This is a genomic window from Verrucomicrobiota bacterium, from assembly GCA_037139415.1.
GTDB lineage: Bacteria > Verrucomicrobiota > Verrucomicrobiia > Limisphaerales > Fontisphaeraceae > JBAXGN01.
This window is the reverse complement of sequence record JBAXGN010000183.1, coordinates 1-16967: the sequence shown is the minus strand read 5'-3', so window position 1 is coordinate 16967 and position 16967 is coordinate 1. Positions and strand designations below refer to the sequence as shown.

The 16967-nt window shown below is 58.6% G+C and carries 13 protein-coding genes; 6 read left to right on the top strand and 7 right to left on the bottom strand.

The window, feature by feature from the left end; all coding sequences use genetic code 11:
- The first annotated feature begins 95 nt into the window (after nt 1–95).
- The 3 genes from WCO56_24075 to uxaC all read left to right on the top strand — a co-directional run bounded on the left by WCO56_24075 (nt 96) and on the right by uxaC (nt 3401).
- Nucleotides 96–584, top strand: a complete 489-nt coding sequence (locus WCO56_24075) for a HEAT repeat domain-containing protein (protein ID MEI7732671.1) — start codon at nt 96–98, stop codon at nt 582–584.
- 63 nt (nt 585–647) lie between these two features.
- A complete protein-coding gene (locus tag WCO56_24070; protein MEI7732670.1) occupies nt 648–1853 on the top strand; it encodes a HEAT repeat domain-containing protein in 1206 nt (401 codons plus the stop codon).
- Nucleotides 1854–1925: 72 nt separating this feature from the next.
- Nucleotides 1926–3401: a glucuronate isomerase gene (gene uxaC / locus WCO56_24065; GenBank protein ID MEI7732669.1), complete on the top strand. Its 1476-nt coding sequence runs from the start codon at nt 1926–1928 to the stop codon at nt 3399–3401.
- 8 nt (nt 3402–3409) lie between these two features.
- Here the strand turns inward: uxaC and WCO56_24060 are convergent, their stop codons facing one another.
- On the bottom strand, nt 3410–3970 hold the full coding sequence (locus WCO56_24060; protein MEI7732668.1) for a YqgE/AlgH family protein: 561 nt from the start codon (nt 3968–3970) through the stop codon (nt 3410–3412).
- Nucleotides 3971–4104: 134 nt separating this feature from the next.
- On the opposite strand from WCO56_24060, the gene rimO reads away from it, so the two are divergent.
- From rimO to WCO56_24045, 3 genes are read left to right on the top strand one after another with little or no spacing between them, the layout of a single operon-like run.
- Nucleotides 4105–5757, top strand: a complete 1653-nt coding sequence (gene rimO, locus WCO56_24055) for a 30S ribosomal protein S12 methylthiotransferase RimO (protein MEI7732667.1) — start codon at nt 4105–4107, stop codon at nt 5755–5757.
- Complete coding sequence (gene pgsA / locus WCO56_24050; protein MEI7732666.1) at nt 5754–6347, top strand: CDP-diacylglycerol--glycerol-3-phosphate 3-phosphatidyltransferase; 594 nt, start codon at nt 5754–5756, stop codon at nt 6345–6347. The genes rimO and pgsA overlap by 4 nt, the downstream gene beginning before the upstream one ends.
- Nucleotides 6348–6400: 53 nt before the next feature.
- The gene (locus WCO56_24045; protein ID MEI7732665.1) at nt 6401–7036 is read left to right on the top strand and encodes a phosphatidylglycerophosphatase A; all 636 of its coding nucleotides are present in this window, start codon (nt 6401–6403) and stop codon (nt 7034–7036) included.
- A gap of 128 nt (nt 7037–7164) precedes the next feature.
- Here the strand turns inward: WCO56_24045 and WCO56_24040 are convergent, their stop codons facing one another.
- The 6 genes from WCO56_24040 to WCO56_24015 are packed head-to-tail and all read right to left on the bottom strand — an operon-like array spanning nt 7165 to nt 16700.
- A complete protein-coding gene (locus WCO56_24040; protein MEI7732664.1) occupies nt 7165–7872 on the bottom strand; it encodes a DUF4159 domain-containing protein in 708 nt (235 codons plus the stop codon).
- Complete coding sequence (locus tag WCO56_24035; protein ID MEI7732663.1) at nt 7869–10118, bottom strand: vWA domain-containing protein; 2250 nt, start codon at nt 10116–10118, stop codon at nt 7869–7871. The genes WCO56_24040 and WCO56_24035 overlap by 4 nt, the downstream gene beginning before the upstream one ends.
- Nucleotides 10115–12688, bottom strand: a complete 2574-nt coding sequence (locus tag WCO56_24030) for a hypothetical protein (protein ID MEI7732662.1) — start codon at nt 12686–12688, stop codon at nt 10115–10117. Before WCO56_24030 ends, WCO56_24035 begins: the two co-directional genes overlap by 4 nt.
- Nucleotides 12685–14733: a BatA domain-containing protein gene (locus WCO56_24025; protein MEI7732661.1), complete on the bottom strand. Its 2049-nt coding sequence runs from the start codon at nt 14731–14733 to the stop codon at nt 12685–12687. Before WCO56_24025 ends, WCO56_24030 begins: the two co-directional genes overlap by 4 nt.
- Entirely contained in the window at nt 14730–15650 is a 921-nt protein-coding gene (locus WCO56_24020) for a DUF58 domain-containing protein (protein MEI7732660.1), read from the bottom strand. The genes WCO56_24025 and WCO56_24020 overlap by 4 nt, the downstream gene beginning before the upstream one ends.
- Nucleotides 15651–15659: 9 nt before the next feature.
- Nucleotides 15660–16700, bottom strand: coding sequence for a MoxR family ATPase (locus WCO56_24015; protein MEI7732659.1), 1041 nt, complete (start codon nt 16698–16700; stop codon nt 15660–15662).
- Nucleotides 16701–16967 lie beyond the last annotated feature (267 nt).

The window sequence follows — 16967 nt, the reverse complement described above, 5'->3', positions numbered from 1 at the left end:
CGGTCGAAAGTTTGAGGATGTGAGCGTTGTTATAACTTAACATAGTAATACTAGCAAACCAGCCAACCAACTTTTTCGCTTATCGTTTGGCCACGATGGCTTTGTGTGGCCTCGGTAATGACGGGCTTCCGGCGCTCGCCACCGCACTGGCCAATCCGAAGACGCCGGATCGTGTCAGCCTGGTTCGCCAGATGGGCTTATATTTTGAAACCAACGTTGCCGTGGTGCCTGTCTTTGCTAAATGTCTTCAAGACACTGATAACGAACTTCGCGAACAAGTGGCTTTGACGCTTGGTGTCATGGCTGTCACACCTGAAGTGGCGGTGCCGGCGCTGGCCGATTGCCTTAAAGACGCTCCACCTCCACCCCTACGCCGCCGGCTTTTCCGGGCACTGGCCGCCTTTGGCCCCCAAGGCCGCGCGGCCATCCCGGTGCTGGTGACCAGGCTTAATGACCCGGACCTCGAAGCGCGCACGGACGCCACCAACGCCCTTTTAAGAATTGCGCCGGAGGTCCTTGCCGCTGTCGGTTCGACCCCGCCCGAGGAAGTGCTGAGAAAGCTGTGGAAGCTGCCAAACCGATAACGATGAAAACGAAAATACTTGGTTCAGTGATCTGACACAAATACCGGTACCGGCTGAGAAACCATGCACACAAAGATGAAATGGTGGTTGGTTGGGGTTGGGCTTTTGGCATTGCTGGCGGGGCATCGCTTGTTGTTCTGGGAACCGTCCTGCAACGGCCACCGGCTGAGCGAATGGGTCGCGTTATACGGTGGGTACACCTACACAGACGATCATTGGGCCACGGCGCGGGAGGCCGAGGATGCCATCCGGCAGATCGGTCGTCCGGCCATTCCCTTCCTGGTGCGCTGGGTTTCCACTGAACCACGGGAACCCGTCCGGGAGATCTGCAATGACCTGACCGGTTGGTTCGCGCGTTGGATCCCCTCTCACTCAACGCTCGCGGTGCTCAGACGGCGGTTCACAGACGGCCCCGTTCATCGGTGTTACGGGGCGATAGCCGCGTTTGGCGTGCTCGGCACCAACGCGGATTCCGCAGTTCCCGCCTTGGCTTCCGTTGCCCATCTTCCGGTGGATAACCCTTGGGAAAATCATGACCCGTACTGGGGGCTCGAGCATAACGCGCTTCCAAACCGGCGAGCCGCTTTCGCCTTGGCCAACATTGGTCCGGCTGCCCTGCCAATTCTACTGGACCTTGCCACCAATGGCTCGGCAAATCTCCGTTGTGACGTTCTTTATCTTCTCTCGCAAATGGGAACGAACGCCCTGCCGGCGCTGCCGCTTTTGCTGCAGAGCCTGAACGAATACACGAACCGGGCTGGGTGGATCGCCGCACGAACCCTTGGCATGCTCAGGCTTGAGCCTGGCGTTGTCATTCCGGCACTGACGAACGCGTTGGAGCGCCGGAAAGACCTCCTGTTGCAGTTCCCCGCAAGCGAACCGCGGTTGTACCTGCAATATCGAGTCCTGAACAGCATTGCAGCCTATGGATCGGATGCTCGGGCGGCTTTGCCCGCGATTTTGGAATGGTTGGAGAGCGAGGATCCTTACATCCCGCGGGTAGCGGCCCAAGCCTTAGGCAAGATGACCCTAGATGCTGAAATCGTTGTGCCCGCTTTAACCAAGGCCCTGAAAAGCCGGGACTCGCATCTCGTGGCCGAGGCGGCTAAGTCACTTGGGGCGTTCGGCTCCGCGTCGGCGTCGGCAATCCCCGCCCTGATGGAGTTGATCCAGAGAACCAACACGCTTTTTTATCCTTCAAAGCATCAGGCTAATCAAGCTTTGGCCCAGATTACAAACGCGCTGGTTCTGAATGAGACGCGTCGCTGAAAGGGTATGGCCGATGTCATAAATATTCCTTTTGCCAAACGGCCGGGTTTATTGGCATTCTCTTGCAGCGCTATGAAAAAACAGCCATTTATCCATGAGGATTTCCTTTTGGAAACGAAGACGGCCCGCACGCTGTACCATAAGTACGCGGCGGACCTGCCAATCATTGATTATCATTGTCACCTGCCGCCGGACCAGGTGGCGCGGAATCATCAGTTCAAAAACCTCGCAGAAATCTGGTTGTACGGCGACCATTATAAATGGCGGGCCATGCGGAGCAACGGGGTCGCGGAGCGCTTCTGCACCGGGGACGCCTCGGATTGGGAAAAGTTCCAGAAATGGGCGGAAACGGTGCCGCAAACCCTGCGGAATCCGCTCTACCATTGGACGCACCTTGAACTCAACCGGCCTTTTGGCATTCATAACCGCCTGTTAAACGCGGATACCGCCAAAGGCATCTGGGACGAGTGCAACAAGAAGCTCGCCCAGCCGAAATTTTCCTGCCGGGGCATCATGAAACAAATGAAGGTCGAAGTGGTCTGCACCACGGATGACCCGGTGCATTCGCTCGAACATCATAAGGCCATTGCGGATGACCCGTCGTTTGGCATCAAAGTGCTGCCCACCTGGCGTCCGGATAAGGCCATGGCAGTTGAATCCGTGGAGAATTTCAACGCCTACGTGGATCAGCTCGCCGCCGCCGCCAACGTGAACATCAAGGACTACGCCTCATTCATGCAGGCGTTGCGGGTGCGGCAGGATTTCTTTGAAAGTGTGGGCTGCCGGTTGTCGGATCACGGTCTGGAGACTTTTTACGCCGAGGAGTACACCGAGGCAGAAATCAAGGCCAGCTTTGCAAAAATCCGCGCGCGCAAACCGCTGGCACCGCAGGAAATCCTCAAATTCAAGTCCGCCATGCTGTTCGAGTTTGGCGTGATGGATGCCGAAAAGGGCTGGACCCAGCAATTCCATTTTGGCGCGTTGCGCAACAACAACACCCGCCTGTTCCGCAAGATCGGGGCGGACATCGGGTGTGATTCCATCGGCGACTTTGAAGTGGGGCGCCCACTCACCAAGTTCCTGGACCGGCTGGATCAACACGGCAAGCTGGCGCGCACGATTCTCTACAACCTGAATCCCCGCGACAACGAACTCATCGCCACCATGATCGGCAACTTCCAGGACGGCGAAATTGCCGGCAAGCTGCAATTCGGCAGTGGCTGGTGGTTCCTGGATCAACTGGACGGCATGACCCGCCAGATTGAATCGCTTTCGCAGCTCGGGTTGCTCAGCCGCTTTGTGGGCATGCTCACGGACAGCCGGTCCTTCCTGTCATACACCCGGCATGAATATTTCCGCCGCCTGCTCTGCAATCTCCTGGGTAACGATATGAATCGCGGGCTGGTGCCGAATGATGAGGCGATGATCGGCTCGCTGGTACAGGATATTTGCTACCGGAACGCCCGGAATTACTTCGGCTTCTTTGCCGAACCCGCGAAGGACCGTTCCGCAGAACCATCGCAGTGCTGCTGCGGCTGCGCGAAGTAGCCGCCGCGCTAATTCCTGGCCAAATCTTCGGGCGACTCCGCCAGCAAGGTGTATTGCCATCCTTTCTGGCGGAGAATATGCCGCCACAAATCTTCCGGCTTGGCTGAAAAAACCAACTCCAGCGAGGCCGGATGCGTCAGCCAGGCTTTGCGCTTCATTTCATCGTCCAACTGGCCCGGGCTCCAGCCAGCGTATCCGGCAAACACTTTGATTTTGCGGGTGGGTGAAAACGACTCCGCCAGTTCCATCAGCGTATCCACGGAATGGTCCAGATTTAAATTGGGCAACACACTGGCTTCGGGCAAAAAAACATCCGAGTGCAGGTAACTGAGTGCCGAAGGCTGCACCGGACCGCCGACAAACAGCGGCTGTTCGCGCAGGGTCTCCGGCACCTTCACCGTCAACGCCGCCCCTACCGTGGCATCCGCCGGACGATTCAGCACCAAGCCAAAAGCCCCTTCCGCGTCGTGCTGGCAGATAAGCACCACCGTCCGGCTAAAGAAGGAGCCGGCCAGACTCCCGCCATCCAGCAGCAACTGCCCTTGCAATGATTTGAATGTCTTGCCCATAAGGTTCCGCGACCGAGGATAATTTGCCTCAAAACAGTATAAAAGACAACCTCTCTTGATGTCTTCATTTTCCGCTATTGCTTGCCGGACTGGCTTTGGCGTAGCCTTGCCGGCTCATGGGCAAGCAAACATCATTGCCGACACCGCCTCGCGTGGGTCTGATTTCCCTGGGTTGCGCTAAAAACCTGGTGGACGCGGAGACCATGCTGGGAGCGTTGATGCAGAGCGGCGTGGAAATCACGAACGACCCGGCTTCCGCCGACGTGGTCATCGTGAACACCTGCTCGTTTATTGATTCCGCCCAGGAAGAGAGCGTGGAGGCCATCCTGGAAAGCGCGGCGTTGCGGGACACGCATCAGCCCACCCAAGGGTTGATCGTCGCCGGCTGTCTGCCACAGCGGTTCCGTGCGGATTTGCCCAAATTGTTTCCCGAGGTGGATGTGTTCATGGGCGTGGATCAAGTGCCGAAAATCGGGGACATTGTGCGGCAAGCCATCGCGCACCGGGCACAAAAACTGGCGGCGGGCAAACCGCGCAAGGCGGCCAAGGGCAAAGTTTTGAAGCAGCTTGCGCAATGGAACGCGGAAGGCAAAGCGGGAGTGGATGACGCGGGGGACGCGGTGCGCGGCACGGGGAAATTCGGAAAGACCCGCGCGGTCCTGCCCGCGCCGGTGGTGCCCATGGTGGAGGTGCATCTGCGGCCCACCTATATTCAGGATTACGCCACGCCGCGGTTCCGGCTCACCCCACGGCATTTTACCTATCTCAAAATCGCGGAAGGCTGCAATCACCCATGCAGTTTTTGCGTTATTCCACGGATGCGGGGCGGCTATCGCAGCCGGTCGCAACCGGATATTGTGGCGGAGGCCCGCGCTCTGCTGGCCGATGGCGTGAAGGAACTGAACCTGATTTCACAAGACTCGACCTATTACGGGCTGGACCTGCGCACCAACCGCCAGCACGCGATTGCGTCGCCCGAGCGCTTCAAGGCGGCGGCGCGCGAACTGCCGGCCCATGCCGCCACGCTGAGTTCCCTGTTGCGGGAACTCAACGCATTGCGGGGAGATTTCTGGATTCGTTTGTTATATACGCATCCCGCCCACTGGACCGATGAACTGATCCAGACCATCGCCGAATGCCCGAAGGTGGCGCGTTATGTGGACATTCCGTTGCAGCACATTCATCACAACATGCTGGAGCGGATGCGCCGCGAGACCTCGCAACAATATATTGTGGACCTGCTCGCCAAAATTCGCGCTGGCATCCCCGGCATTGCGATTCGGACGACGTTCATTGTTGGCTTCCCGGGCGAAACGGACGCATATTTCAATGCGCTGCTCGAATTTATCCGAGTGACCCGGTTTGAACGATTGGGAGTTTTTGCGTATTCGCGCGAAGCAGGCACGCGGGCCGGCCAGATGGCGGGGCAAATTCCCGATAAAATCCGGCAACGGCGGCGCGAACTGGCCATGGCGGAACAGCATCAGGTTGCCCGGCAGGTGGCCGCCGCCCAGGTCGGACGTGTTCTCAAGGTGCTGGTGGAGGGGGAGGCTGGCGCGCAAGAATTAAAGCAGGCCAACGTGAGTTCCTGGGAGCACGGTTTGATTCGCGAAAGCGATGGCGGGGTGGCCGCGTTGCGGGGACATTATGCCGTGGCGCGCGGCGAGGCCGATGCGCCTGATATTGACGGACGCATATATGTACGTGCTAAGCTGCCTGCCGGTGAGTTTGCCCGGGTGAAAATCATCGGGCACACGGATTATGATTTAATTGCACAACCAGCATGAATTTACCGAATAAATTGACCGTCTCGCGCCTCGTGATTACCGTGATATTTCTCATGGTCATGTTTGCGCGTTTTCCCGGTCATCAAACGGTGGGGCTGGTGTTATTCTGTTTGGGCGGTATCACGGACCATCTGGATGGCCGTATTGCCCGCAAATACAAGCTCATCACCAATTTTGGCAAGTTGATGGACCCGCTGGCGGACAAATTGCTGACCTGCTCGGCTTTCATCACCTTCGTGGATCTCGATCAGATGCCAGCGTGGATGGTGGTGGTGATCGTGGCCCGGGAACTTTCCATCACCGGCTTGCGCACTCTGGCCGCTTCAAAAAATATCATTTTGGCCGCTGAGGGATTTGGAAAACATAAGACGATTTCCCAAATCGTATGTATTATTTCGATCCTGTTTTTGTTGAGTTATCCGCAATGGGGCGCGACCGGCCAGGCCATTTTTGGTTATAACCTGTTTGGCGGTGGGCCGTGGCTCGCTTGGTTCACCGAAGCCAGCAAATGGGTGGCGGTGGCGCTAACCATTATCTCTGGCGCCCTGTATTTGTGGCGCAACCGGGAAGTGTACTTGAACGACGTGTGAGTCGAATTGCGTAAACCCAAAGTCCGAAAATCAAAAGCTGAAAAACGGGACTTATGACTCCTAATTCCCATTGGCTCCTGCGGAAGATTAGAATGCAGCGGGGAGCGGAGTTGGCAAAACCGCCTGCAATTGAAGATCAACAAAACGTAGCCGTTCAACCGTTGCTCCTGAACGCTTCCGGGGGACAGGCCGTTCTTCTGTGGATTGCCCAGGGTTTTGGCGCCGGACGCCTGCCCAAAGCGCCGGGAACGTTTGGGGCCATGGTGGGCGTTGGCTGGACGTTGCTCCTCTTTGCATTTTCCAGTTGGTGGATTTACCTGACGGCAACCATTGCCGGCATTTTTTTTAGCGTGTGGATTTGCGGGTGGGCGGAAAAGCGGTTGAACCAGAAAGACCCGCCATCGGTGGTGATGGATGAAATCATTGCCTTACCGGTCTGTCTCCTTCCGCTGGCGTGGCACCATGGATGTTCCCAAGGCGTGCTGTGTTCACCGGCAGTGTTCCAAAGATCAGACTGGCTGGCGGTGGCCCTGGCGTTTGGCTTGTTCCGGCTGTTCGACATCCTCAAGCCATTTCCGGTGTGGCAAAGCCAATCCCTGCCCGGTGGTTGGGGTGTGACGGTGGATGACGTGCTGGCGGGCGGGTACACCGCGCTGGTATTGACCGGTATTGGCTATTTTTTCAGGTAAACATTGTTTCATCTGGCCCTTGACAATTACCGGAACCGACTGCACTTTAGCAGCTCTTTGGTTCACCTTCAGCGCAAGCTGAAGTTTCTACGAAACCGAACTGGGGGCCGGGAGGCCCCCTTCCTTTTTTAATGCGTTAGCGCATATACTGCGATGTTGAGCGCCAGTTTTTTGCCGTCCTCGGGGCTGACCCCTTTGCCACGATTGCAGGAGTTGTTCATGCTGAAGGCGCAGCAGAGGCCGTCCTCGCACATCACCGCCACCAGATTGCCCTGATAAAACAGCCCTTCCAGCTTGATCTCGCGTGCCTCATGCAGGCAGGGTACCCGGTCAATTTGGTAAAAGGAACGGTAGATCAGGTGGTCGTACGTCAGCGTCCGCACCTTTTCACCGGCAAAAATCCGCGCCAGTTCCCGGCGCCAAGCCTTGGGAAAGTTGGGGTTGGTGCAGCAGCCGGACGCAAAGAAGAAGCCGCCATGCGCCAGGTATTTGCGCAGCGCCTCCAGTTCTTCATCCGTGAAAATAAAATCGTTATGCCCGTTCATGAAGACGAATGGAGTCTCAAATAGTTCGGGGTCTGTGAACTTGATCCGTTTTTCCTGCTGGATTTTTACCGTGGAGGTTTGGGAAATCAACTGCATCAATTCCCGGCCCACGTTGGCGCAATCGTTTCCCTCGTTTTTGCCATACTTGATGCGGCCCATGAAAAAGGTCGCCTGCGGGTCCACCACTTCGGGGGGCACCGCCGCCCACGAGGATGCGATACTACCCCATAGCAACAGGAGACAGACCCAATAGTTCAGATTTCGGATTTCGGATTTCGGATTTTGGTTCATATCATCCCCCATTGTTTGCGGAGCAACCATTCGCCGCCCAGCCCGAATAATACCAGGGTCAACATCCAGGCGTTGATGCCCACCGGACGGCGCGTTTCGTGAATGCGATGGGTGGATTCGATTTTATCCCGGATATCCCGTGCGAGATCACCCGCTTTGGAGCAGTCCTCCACCTTGACGGCCAGTCCCCCGCTCACCGATGCCCATTGCCGCAGCGTTTCCATATTGCGCGCGGTATTCTGCAACTCCACGTTGACATCGCGGATTTCCACCGTGCGCGAACAGAGCGGATTTTTTTGTGAATCCAGCACGGCGACGGAATATGCGCCCGGTTTTTCCGCGCGGAATTTCAGTTCATGCGGGCGGCCGGTTTCCAGTTCCACGGTTTCCTCGCGCAACAATTTCTTTTGTCCGTCTTCGACCCGCACCAGGTATTTGGTTTTGGGTTCGGTGAGGATTTTCGGGTTGGGCTGTCTTTCCAGCACCACCTGCACGTCCATCTGGGGACGCAACTCCTGATCCGCCAGATAGACGGTCACCTCCTGGCGTCCGGCGTCGCTCAGGAATCGGAAAAACTGACGCCAAAACCGGTCATAGTTAGCCGGTTCGGCATCCCGGGCCAACCGCCAGCGCCAGAAATTTTGCAGGCAAAGCACCGCCGAACTGCCCGCCCCGTAGCGTTGGGCAGCCATGAGAATACGGCGTCCGTTGGGGCCTTGATCTGACTGGTGCAACGCCCAAACGCGCGCGCCCGGCTTGGCGGCATCCACGCGGGCGTATTCATTAAACGCGGGCAGTTGGGACCAGATTTCCCGGTTTTTGCCGCCATCGGAGATTTGGAACACGGGGTGTTGCAACGCCTCCTCCGTAAGGTCCAGGCGAAAGGCGCGTTCGATCGTGATGGGCGCGTCGGCATGGCGGGCGAACACCACCGGCATCACCCGCTCCAGGCGCGAATTTTGCCAGGAGCCATCGAAGGTGCCGGCGCCACCGATCATCAACAGACCGCCGCCCAATTCGCCACAGAATCGCACCAGAATGTCCTGTTGGGCTGGGGTAAGGTCCGAGGCGCGCAGCGAGGACAATACGATGACTCGAAATGGCGAGAGTTCCTCGATGGTGGTGGGAAAACCGTGGATCAACTCGGAGGCGGATTCCACATTCTGGCGAAAGACCGATTGTTTGGAGGTGCGGGTGAGGCCGGTCAACTTGATGGCCGGATCATTGCGCAACGCCAAGTTGATGTATTTGTAATCCCACGTCAGTGCGCCCTGGATGTAAAGCACGCGCACTTCTTTTTCCTCGCGCACTTGGACAATGGCGCTCTGGGTGGCCGCCGGGCATTTCAGGCCGGGCGTGCCGGGGGGCATCATCTGCACGGTATAATGATGCAGGCCGGCCTCGTCCTCCGAGACGCGGAACTGCTCCATCCAGATGCGGCTGCCTTTGCCCGCCTGGATACTTCGCTTTTGGAGCAGTTGGCCATCCCGCAACAGCAGCAGGTCGAACGCGGGCGTTTCCCCGAGATTGACGCCTTCGAGTTGCGCGGACAGGGTGAAGGCGGTCTTGACCGCGACGGTCGGTGGCGCGTCCACGTGCCGCAACTGCAAGGTGGTGGCACCCTGATCACTGCCGAAACCGACGCCAATAAACGGCGCGTGCGCCTCCATCAGCGCACTCAGCGCCCGGGCATTATCGGCGCTTTCGTTGGCCAACCCGTCGGTCAGCGCGATGACCGCCAAAGGTGGTTGCGCTTGGCTGGCCAGCGCGTGGGCAATGGCTCCACCCAGATTGGTGCGCCGTCCAGTGGGTTTGGCGGCCGCCAATTGCCGGCCATCGGCGAGTTGCGCATCCTCCGCAAATAAAAACGCCTGGACCGGCAAATTGGCCTCGCGCAACGCTGGTAACAAGCGTTCGCGCAAAAACGCGGTGGCTTGCCGGTAACGGGTCGAATCCCCTTCCTCCAGGCCCATGCTCTCGCTTCGGTCCATCAGCAGCATAACATTGCGGTTGGCGGTCACGGGCTTTTCCCGGGTTACGAGCGTGGGGCGCGCCAGCAAGAGCACCAGGGTGGCCAGCGCCAGGCCGCGCAGGCTCAACAGCATGGCCATGCGCCAGGGTTTCACCCCCTGTCGCCAGTGCGACCAACCGGAAAGCAGCAGCAACAACAAGCCCAGCGGCACCCCCGTTTGCCACGCTTGCGGACACGCCCATTCAATTCCGGTCATCGGCCCTGAATCCATCATGGTTTTTCAGAAAGTTTCTCGAAATATTTCTCAATGCGGCCACGGTAGGCCGGTGGCAATCGGCTGGCGTCAATGTGCCCGGCCTCGACGGTCTTCTCTGACTTGGGTTCGCGGCCCCGATTTTCCGCCGCCACGCGTTGCAAGTCATTCCGCAGCCGTTGCAAGACTTCAGCATCCATTGGCAGTTCACCCTTAAATAGGTTTTCCAACTGCACGATGACATCGGCCAAAGAGCTGCTGGCGTGCGTTTCGCGCTGGGCCTCTTTTAAACGCATCACGATCTGCTTCCCCTGCTTCTGCAGGTCGGCCTTGGGAGTGTTCGGTTGCGCCTCCAATCGGCGTTGCAGGTTTTCCAATCCGGCGAGACCTGCTTCCAGATTGTCGCCAGGTTCTTTGCCGAGCGCATCTTTCTTCCGGTTGGCCTGCCGTCCTTGCGGCGCGCTTTGCTCAAAGGCCTGGCTGACGGCTTGCATTCCGTTCTTGGCCGTCCCCGCCTTTTGCTGCTGATCTTTGCCCGGCTGGGCGATGGCGAACTGCCCCAGCTTGTTGTTCAGGGCGGCCTTGTTTTCCGGGTTCAGCGCGTCGCGCAACGGCTGGCCGAACTGTTCACGGGTGGGCGAATTCTCCGCCGCCTGCCGGAGTTGTTCAAGGGTTTGCTGGGCGGCAGTGGCGGCAGACCGGGCTTGCGACTCGGACAGATTGCCGCCGCCTTGCTCGCACTGGCTCAACGACTGAATCTGTTTATCCAGCAGCTCCTTCAATTTATAGGCGTCCGTCAGTTGTTGCTGCGCCGAATCCTTTTTCATGGATTGCGCCAGCTTTTCCAATTGCTGCGCGGCGGCATAGGTGGACGGCCGAGCATCGTTGTTCTTTTTCTCCAGCGAGTCCGCCGCTTTTTTCATGGCCGCCTGGGCCGGCTCGCTGTTGCGCAGCGCGCGGGGATGTTGTTCCTGGAATTCCTGGAGCGACTTCTGCAAATCCCGCTCCTCCTGCGCAAGTTTGGGCTGGACCGTCGTCGGCGAGGTGGCGACCCGGCGATAGAGCGACTGTTGTTGCGCGGCGGTTTTTTCCACAAACTCTTGCGCCGCCTTCTCTTCGTTGCGGAATTCCGCCATGGCTTCCAGCTTCTTCGCATTCTCCTCCGGTTGGTTCTCTTCGGGTGGCTTGGGCGGTGGTGAATTGCCATCCCCATCGCCATCGCCAGCCTGGTTGCACATGGTTTTGTGGAACATCTTCCGCGCCGCATTCAATTCCGCCAGCGCCTTCAGTTCGCGTCCCTGTGCCTCGGGAAGGGTGTTTTCCTCCAGTAATTTTCCCGACTGCGCGAGCGATTCGACCGCGCTGGCCATACTGCGGACGGCATCCTCGGCGGGAGTGCCCTCCAGGTCCGCCGCCATTTCCGCGTGCAGATGCCGGCCCGTCTCGCTTAATTCATACTCCGTGGTGGAGAGTTTCCGTCGGTCCTGCGCCCGCCGAGCGACTTCGTTGTCCATGCCCTGAATCTGGCGGTGCGTCTCGCGGATAACCTGTTCCTGCTGTTCGATCATCGCCGTGAGTTCATTCAGGCTTTGAAGGGCTTTGGGACTTCCCTGCGCTTTCAGGCGGAATAAATCCTCATCCCACGGACGCACCTCCGCGAAATAGATTTGCGAGACATACTGGTTGCTTTTGAGGGTGGTGGCCCGGGCATAGTAGGCGATCACATCCCAGTCGCTCAAATTCATCCCCAGAATATTCAAGGTTTGCTGATAGGTGGCGAACCGCGCTTCCGCTGGTGGTGGCAATTCGTTGCGAATTTCCGTGCCGCCATTGACAGCGGAGAACCAGGCCACCGACTGGATTGTGTCGTTGGCGGCGGCTTCGATTTCCATGGGAATCATGTCAAACGGCGTGGTTTTGATGTCCTTGCCGGGATCGGTGATGCGCACCTCGCCCCATGCTTTGGTCTCCTCGACCTCCGCGACGGTTTCCGGCGGCATGGTTTCCAGGTTTTGCGGCGCGGAAGTTTGCGCGGGGACGTTCACCGGTTTGACGGCTACCCGGTTGGGCAGGCGTTGGTAGGGGGAAAACACCTGGTAAAAACTCACCGTGGCCAGCAACGTCATCAGGAAAACTGCCAACCCTTGCATCGCCGGATCGGCGGAAAACACCTTGGGCGAACGCACCTTGGCCAGGATGAATTGCGTTTGCGTGGCAATGCGCACCACGAACGATTGACGGACCAGACCGGGTTGTTTTTGCAGAAAGACCAGGGTGTTGGCCCGATCCTGCAATTCCGGGTTCGCTTGTTCCAACGCGGCGGTCACGTCCTTGCGCTCAGGACTGGAACTAAACGACCGCACAAACACCACGAGCAACGCGATAAAGCCCAACATGCCGATCATGATGAAGCAATCCAACGCCCCCTCACGGGTGCCAATCCAGTGCTGCTGCATGGCCAGGCCGCAAAACAAGCTCAGCAGGCAAAGTGCGGCCCCCAACCAGGCGGCTTGTTGGAGGAAACGCAGTTTCCGCCACTGGGCTGATGCCTGCTTCAAACGAAAATTCAAGATGCCCAGGTTTACGCTCATTTGACGGCTCCCACCGGATTGCGTTTAAACAGGGCCAGAAAGGTTTCCAATGCCAGGAACCCTGCGCCCGCCACCAGCAACCACCACCAAAGTTGCTGTTGCAGAATCGCGGCAGAAGAGGCTGCGATTTTCGGTTCCGCAAGATTTGATTTGTTTTTGTCCAGCCCTTGGCTCAACTGCCACGTCGCCAGCGCTTCGGGCTCGTTGACGTAGGTCAATTGCGATTCTTTTGGCGAGGGGTTCACGCTGAAAATCCGCTCGATCTCTCCCGGATTATCCCAGCTTAGCGACACATTGCCCGGCTGATCCGGCATCCGCAACTGGACTGCGCCATCCACTACTGGCACGCGCGACAGTTCTTTCCCGCCGTCATGCAGCACCGCGTGGCGCGCCTGTGAGTGAGGTGGCACCCGCACCAGCACCGCGCCGCCGGGCTCCAATTCCGATGGCGTTCCATCCTCCGCCCGCGCGGATTGCAGCAACAGGTCGAGGAAGGGAATAAAAGTGGGATGCGCCGGCCACGAGGTATGCTCGCGGTCGAGCCCAAAGGCGGTCACATACAGCCGTCCGGGCGTGCGGGTGCCCTGGAAGAATAACGCGCTGCCTTTGTCCGAGTAGGCCAGCGGCACCGCTTCGCTGGTTTTGAGCCGGTAATATTTAGTAAAGCGCACTTCGAGCAGATTGCCGAAATCTGGGGCAAAAAACGGGTGAAATATCGGGTGATTGGGTGCGACGAATTGGAAGCTTTCGCCCCGTTTGGCGTCCACGGCGGCGCTTTCGGTTTCAAATCCCAGCTCGCGCAGAGCGGCCACAATGGTGGGGGATAGGCGGTTGAGAATCAGCACCACTCCGCGGCGATTGGTCAAGTAACGCCACATCAGTTTCCGGGCCTCGGCGTTGGGCAGGTATCCGCTTTCGATGCACAACACCTCGGCATCGCGGTTGGCGGCGAGTTCCTCCGCGAGTTTGGCAGGTTCCAAAATGCGCGCCGCCCATTGGCCCCGCATGACTTCCGGCGACAGCGCCAGGCGCAGGTAGCGGGATTGCGCCAGCACGGCGACCTGCCCCTCGCGAAGGGGTGGCAGGGCAAAAAACACCTGGTTATCTCCGGCCAAGGCGTCGGGTTCGCCTTCGACGGACACCTCGCCGCGCAACCAATCGTGGACGCCGGATTCCCACTGCGCCTGCAACAGGACGTTCTCCGGCTGATTTTCCAAGCTCACGGGTTGTCGGCCCAATACCTGGCCATTGGTACGAATCACCACGTTGGCGGTCTTTGCTTCGCCGACGTGGCCAAGCCGCACGCTGAAATTCACCAGCGATTTCTCGCCCAAAAACACCCGTTGCAACTTCGGTTCACCCAAGGACAGGTTCGGTCGGGTTTCCAAGGCAGGCTTGTCCATCTCGATTTCCACCTGGTTGAGAAAGGGCGGGGTATTTACGCTCTCGCTCCATTGATTATCCTGATGGTCGCCCAGAAAAATAATCCGCTTGCGATGCCCCAGCGAATTGCCCAGCAGCGCGCCCGCCTGACGAAACGCTGCCAGGTAGGTTCCGCGTTGATGCGAGGGCACAATGGCTAGCACCGCGCTGCGCGCCGACGCGCGATCATCGCCAAAGGCCACCAGCACCCGCGGCTGGGAGGTTAATTCCACCACCGCCACTTGCACCTCGCTGCCAGCAGCGGCCAGCTCCTTGAGAATGCGTTCCTTCCCTTTTGCGAAGCCGTCTCCGGCCTGGTAGCTCAGGGTGTTGTCCAGAACATACACGCGGCTCTCCTGGATGATCACCTGGTTATTTTCGGGCAGGTACGGCCAGGCGAATCCCGCTACGATGGCCAGGAGCGCCAGCGCGCGCAGCAGGAACAGAATTATATTCCGCAACCGCAACGGGCTCTGGCGCGGCTCGGGTTGGTCGTCCAAAAATCGCAAGGCGGCAAAGCGATGCACGTTCTTCTCCTGACGGCGACGCAGGTGCAGCCAGATCGGAGCGGCGAGCGCCACCGCGCCCAGCCAGAACCAGGGATTGAGGAACGTGAAGTTCATAGCAGCCGTTTGCGCTCCGAAAGGAACAACGCCAGCGCGCGCCAGGGGTTCTCATCCGCCCGCACCACGCAGTGCGAAATTTCCTGGCTGCGGAACAACTGCCGGTGGGCCTCCATGAACGCGCCAAACCGTTCCAGGTATTTATCGCGCGCTTTGGCGGGCGATACCGCGCGGCGCACCCCGGATTCCAGGTCCTCGAACAACTTGGGTTCGGTGAACGGGAATTCCAACTCATCACGATCCAGCACTTGGAACACGATGATTTCGTTGCCGTGAAAGCGCAAGTGTTTGAGGCCCTGGGCCACCTCCTCGGAAGGTTCGAGCAAATCGGAAAACAACAGGATGACACTGCGGCGATGAACCAGCCGGATGGCGTGTTCAAGCAAACGGCCCAGGCAATGGCCACCGCTGGCCTGCAGGGCATCCAATTGTTGCAGGATCAACCCCAACTGGCTGGGGCGTTGCGAGGGCCGCACAAATTCGGGCACCTCGCGGTTTCCGCTCAGGCTGATCATGCCGGCGGCGTCATTCTGGCGCAGCATGAACCACGTCATGGCCGCCGCGAGGGTGCGCGCGCAGTCCAGCTTGCTGCCCCACGCCCCGGCGCCACGATAGGTCATCGAAGCGCTGCTATCGCACAGCAGGTAAAACCGCACGTTGGTCTCCTGCATGTAGCGCTTGATGCATAGACGGTCGTTGCGGGCGAACAGCCGCCAATCCAGATGCCGCAAATCATCCCCCGGCTGGTAATCCCGGTAATCGCTAAACTCGACGCTGAAACCGTGAAACGGGCTGTCATGCAGGCCGCTTAAAAAACCCTCGACCACATACCGCGCCTTGAAGTCCAACCCTTCCAACGCCGCGAGCGCCTTCGGGTCGAAGCTTTCCATCAAGGGCTTGACGAGGTTGGCAGGCATAAGGCGGGTTTACCGCGGCACATCCTTGAGCAACTGGTCAATAATGTCATCGGTCTTTTTGCCCTCGGCATCCGCCTGGAAACTGCGAATCATCCGGTGCCGGAGCACCAAGTGCGCCAGCGCCGCGACATCCTCGCAGGAGACGTTAAAGCGTTTCATGCAGGCGGCGCGGGCGCGTCCAGCCAGGATCAGGTATTGGCTGGCGCGGGGGCTGGCCCCCCAACGCACCCACCGTTTGATATAGTCTGGCGATTCCGGATCTTCGGGGCGGGTGGCGCGCACCAGGCGCACGGCGTATTGCACCACGTTGGGGGCGGCGGGAATTTCCGCGATGGCGTTGCGATAGGCCAGGACTTGCTCGCAGGTCATCATGGGCTTGATCTTGTCCAGTGGGGTAAAGGAATGCTGCGCCACGAGTTTGATCTCGTTGTCAAACGACGGGTAATTGACCAGCACCTCGAAAAAAAAGCGGTCCAACTGCGCTTCCGGCAGCGGGTACGTGCCCTCCTGCTCAATCGGATTCTGGGTGGCGAGCACGGTAAACGGCTCTTCCAGCCGGTACATCTTCCCGGCCACGGTCACCGTTTTTTCCTGCATGGCTTCCAGCAGCGCGGCCTGGGTTTTGGGGGGCGTGCGGTTGATCTCATCCGCCAGCAATACCTGGGTGAACACCGGCCCACGCTTGAACACGAACTCGCGGTGGTGGGTGCCATGATCTTCCTCCAGAATTTCCGTGCCGGTAATGTCGGAGGGCATCAGGTCGGGCGTGAACTGGATGCGGCTGAACTTCAAGTCCAGAGTGCGGGAGAGTGCCTGGATGAGCAGCGTTTTGGCCAGTCCCGGCACGCCGACCAACAAGCAGTGGCCACGGGAAAACAAGGCGTACAAGGCGGCATTAATGGTTTCTTCCTGACCGACCACCACTTTGGCGACTTCGGCGCGAATCTGGCTGACCTGGGCGGGTAGCGCGTCGAGCACAACGGCGGGGTCTTTGGGAAATGGCGGAGGAACAATCAGCGCGGGCGGCGATGGCATTTCGTTTCCAGTCATATTGGGGCTGACTATAGCCTCATAATGGGCGTTTGGGTAGCGATTTATGGAAGGAGATCAAAAAAATAAACCATACTCTGGTTTGGCACCGTTTCCGTTTCCTTGAGTTGCATAAAATTGTAAAGGAGCTGCTAACCATCCAAGTACGATTTTGGCTTGGGCATTTTGCGGTTTGCAGAAAATGGGGGGCCGGACATGGCAAAAAAATTAGCTGGGTCGAGTAGGACTGAGGCGCACGCAACCTTGCGGTCCATGTTTCCTCAGTCC

Coding starts and splice junctions, on each gene's coding strand:
- WCO56_24045 (MEI7732665.1), top strand. CDS start 6,401: ATGACTCCTAATTCCCATTGGCTCCTGCGGAAGATTAGAATGCAGCGG.
- WCO56_24060 (MEI7732668.1), bottom strand. CDS start 3,970: ATGGGCAAGACATTCAAATCATTGCAAGGGCAGTTGCTGCTGGATGGC.
- WCO56_24040 (MEI7732664.1), bottom strand. CDS start 7,872: ATGAACCAAAATCCGAAATCCGAAATCCGAAATCTGAACTATTGGGTC.
- WCO56_24035 (MEI7732663.1), bottom strand. CDS start 10,118: ATGATGGATTCAGGGCCGATGACCGGAATTGAATGGGCGTGTCCGCAA.
- WCO56_24025 (MEI7732661.1), bottom strand. CDS start 14,733: ATGAACTTCACGTTCCTCAATCCCTGGTTCTGGCTGGGCGCGGTGGCG.
- WCO56_24030 (MEI7732662.1), bottom strand. CDS start 12,688: ATGAGCGTAAACCTGGGCATCTTGAATTTTCGTTTGAAGCAGGCATCA.
- WCO56_24070 (MEI7732670.1), top strand. CDS start 648: ATGCACACAAAGATGAAATGGTGGTTGGTTGGGGTTGGGCTTTTGGCA.
- WCO56_24015 (MEI7732659.1), bottom strand. CDS start 16,700: ATGACTGGAAACGAAATGCCATCGCCGCCCGCGCTGATTGTTCCTCCG.
- uxaC (MEI7732669.1), top strand. CDS start 1,926: ATGAAAAAACAGCCATTTATCCATGAGGATTTCCTTTTGGAAACGAAG.
- WCO56_24075 (MEI7732671.1), top strand. CDS start 96: ATGGCTTTGTGTGGCCTCGGTAATGACGGGCTTCCGGCGCTCGCCACC.
- pgsA (MEI7732666.1), top strand. CDS start 5,754: ATGAATTTACCGAATAAATTGACCGTCTCGCGCCTCGTGATTACCGTG.
- WCO56_24020 (MEI7732660.1), bottom strand. CDS start 15,650: ATGCCTGCCAACCTCGTCAAGCCCTTGATGGAAAGCTTCGACCCGAAG.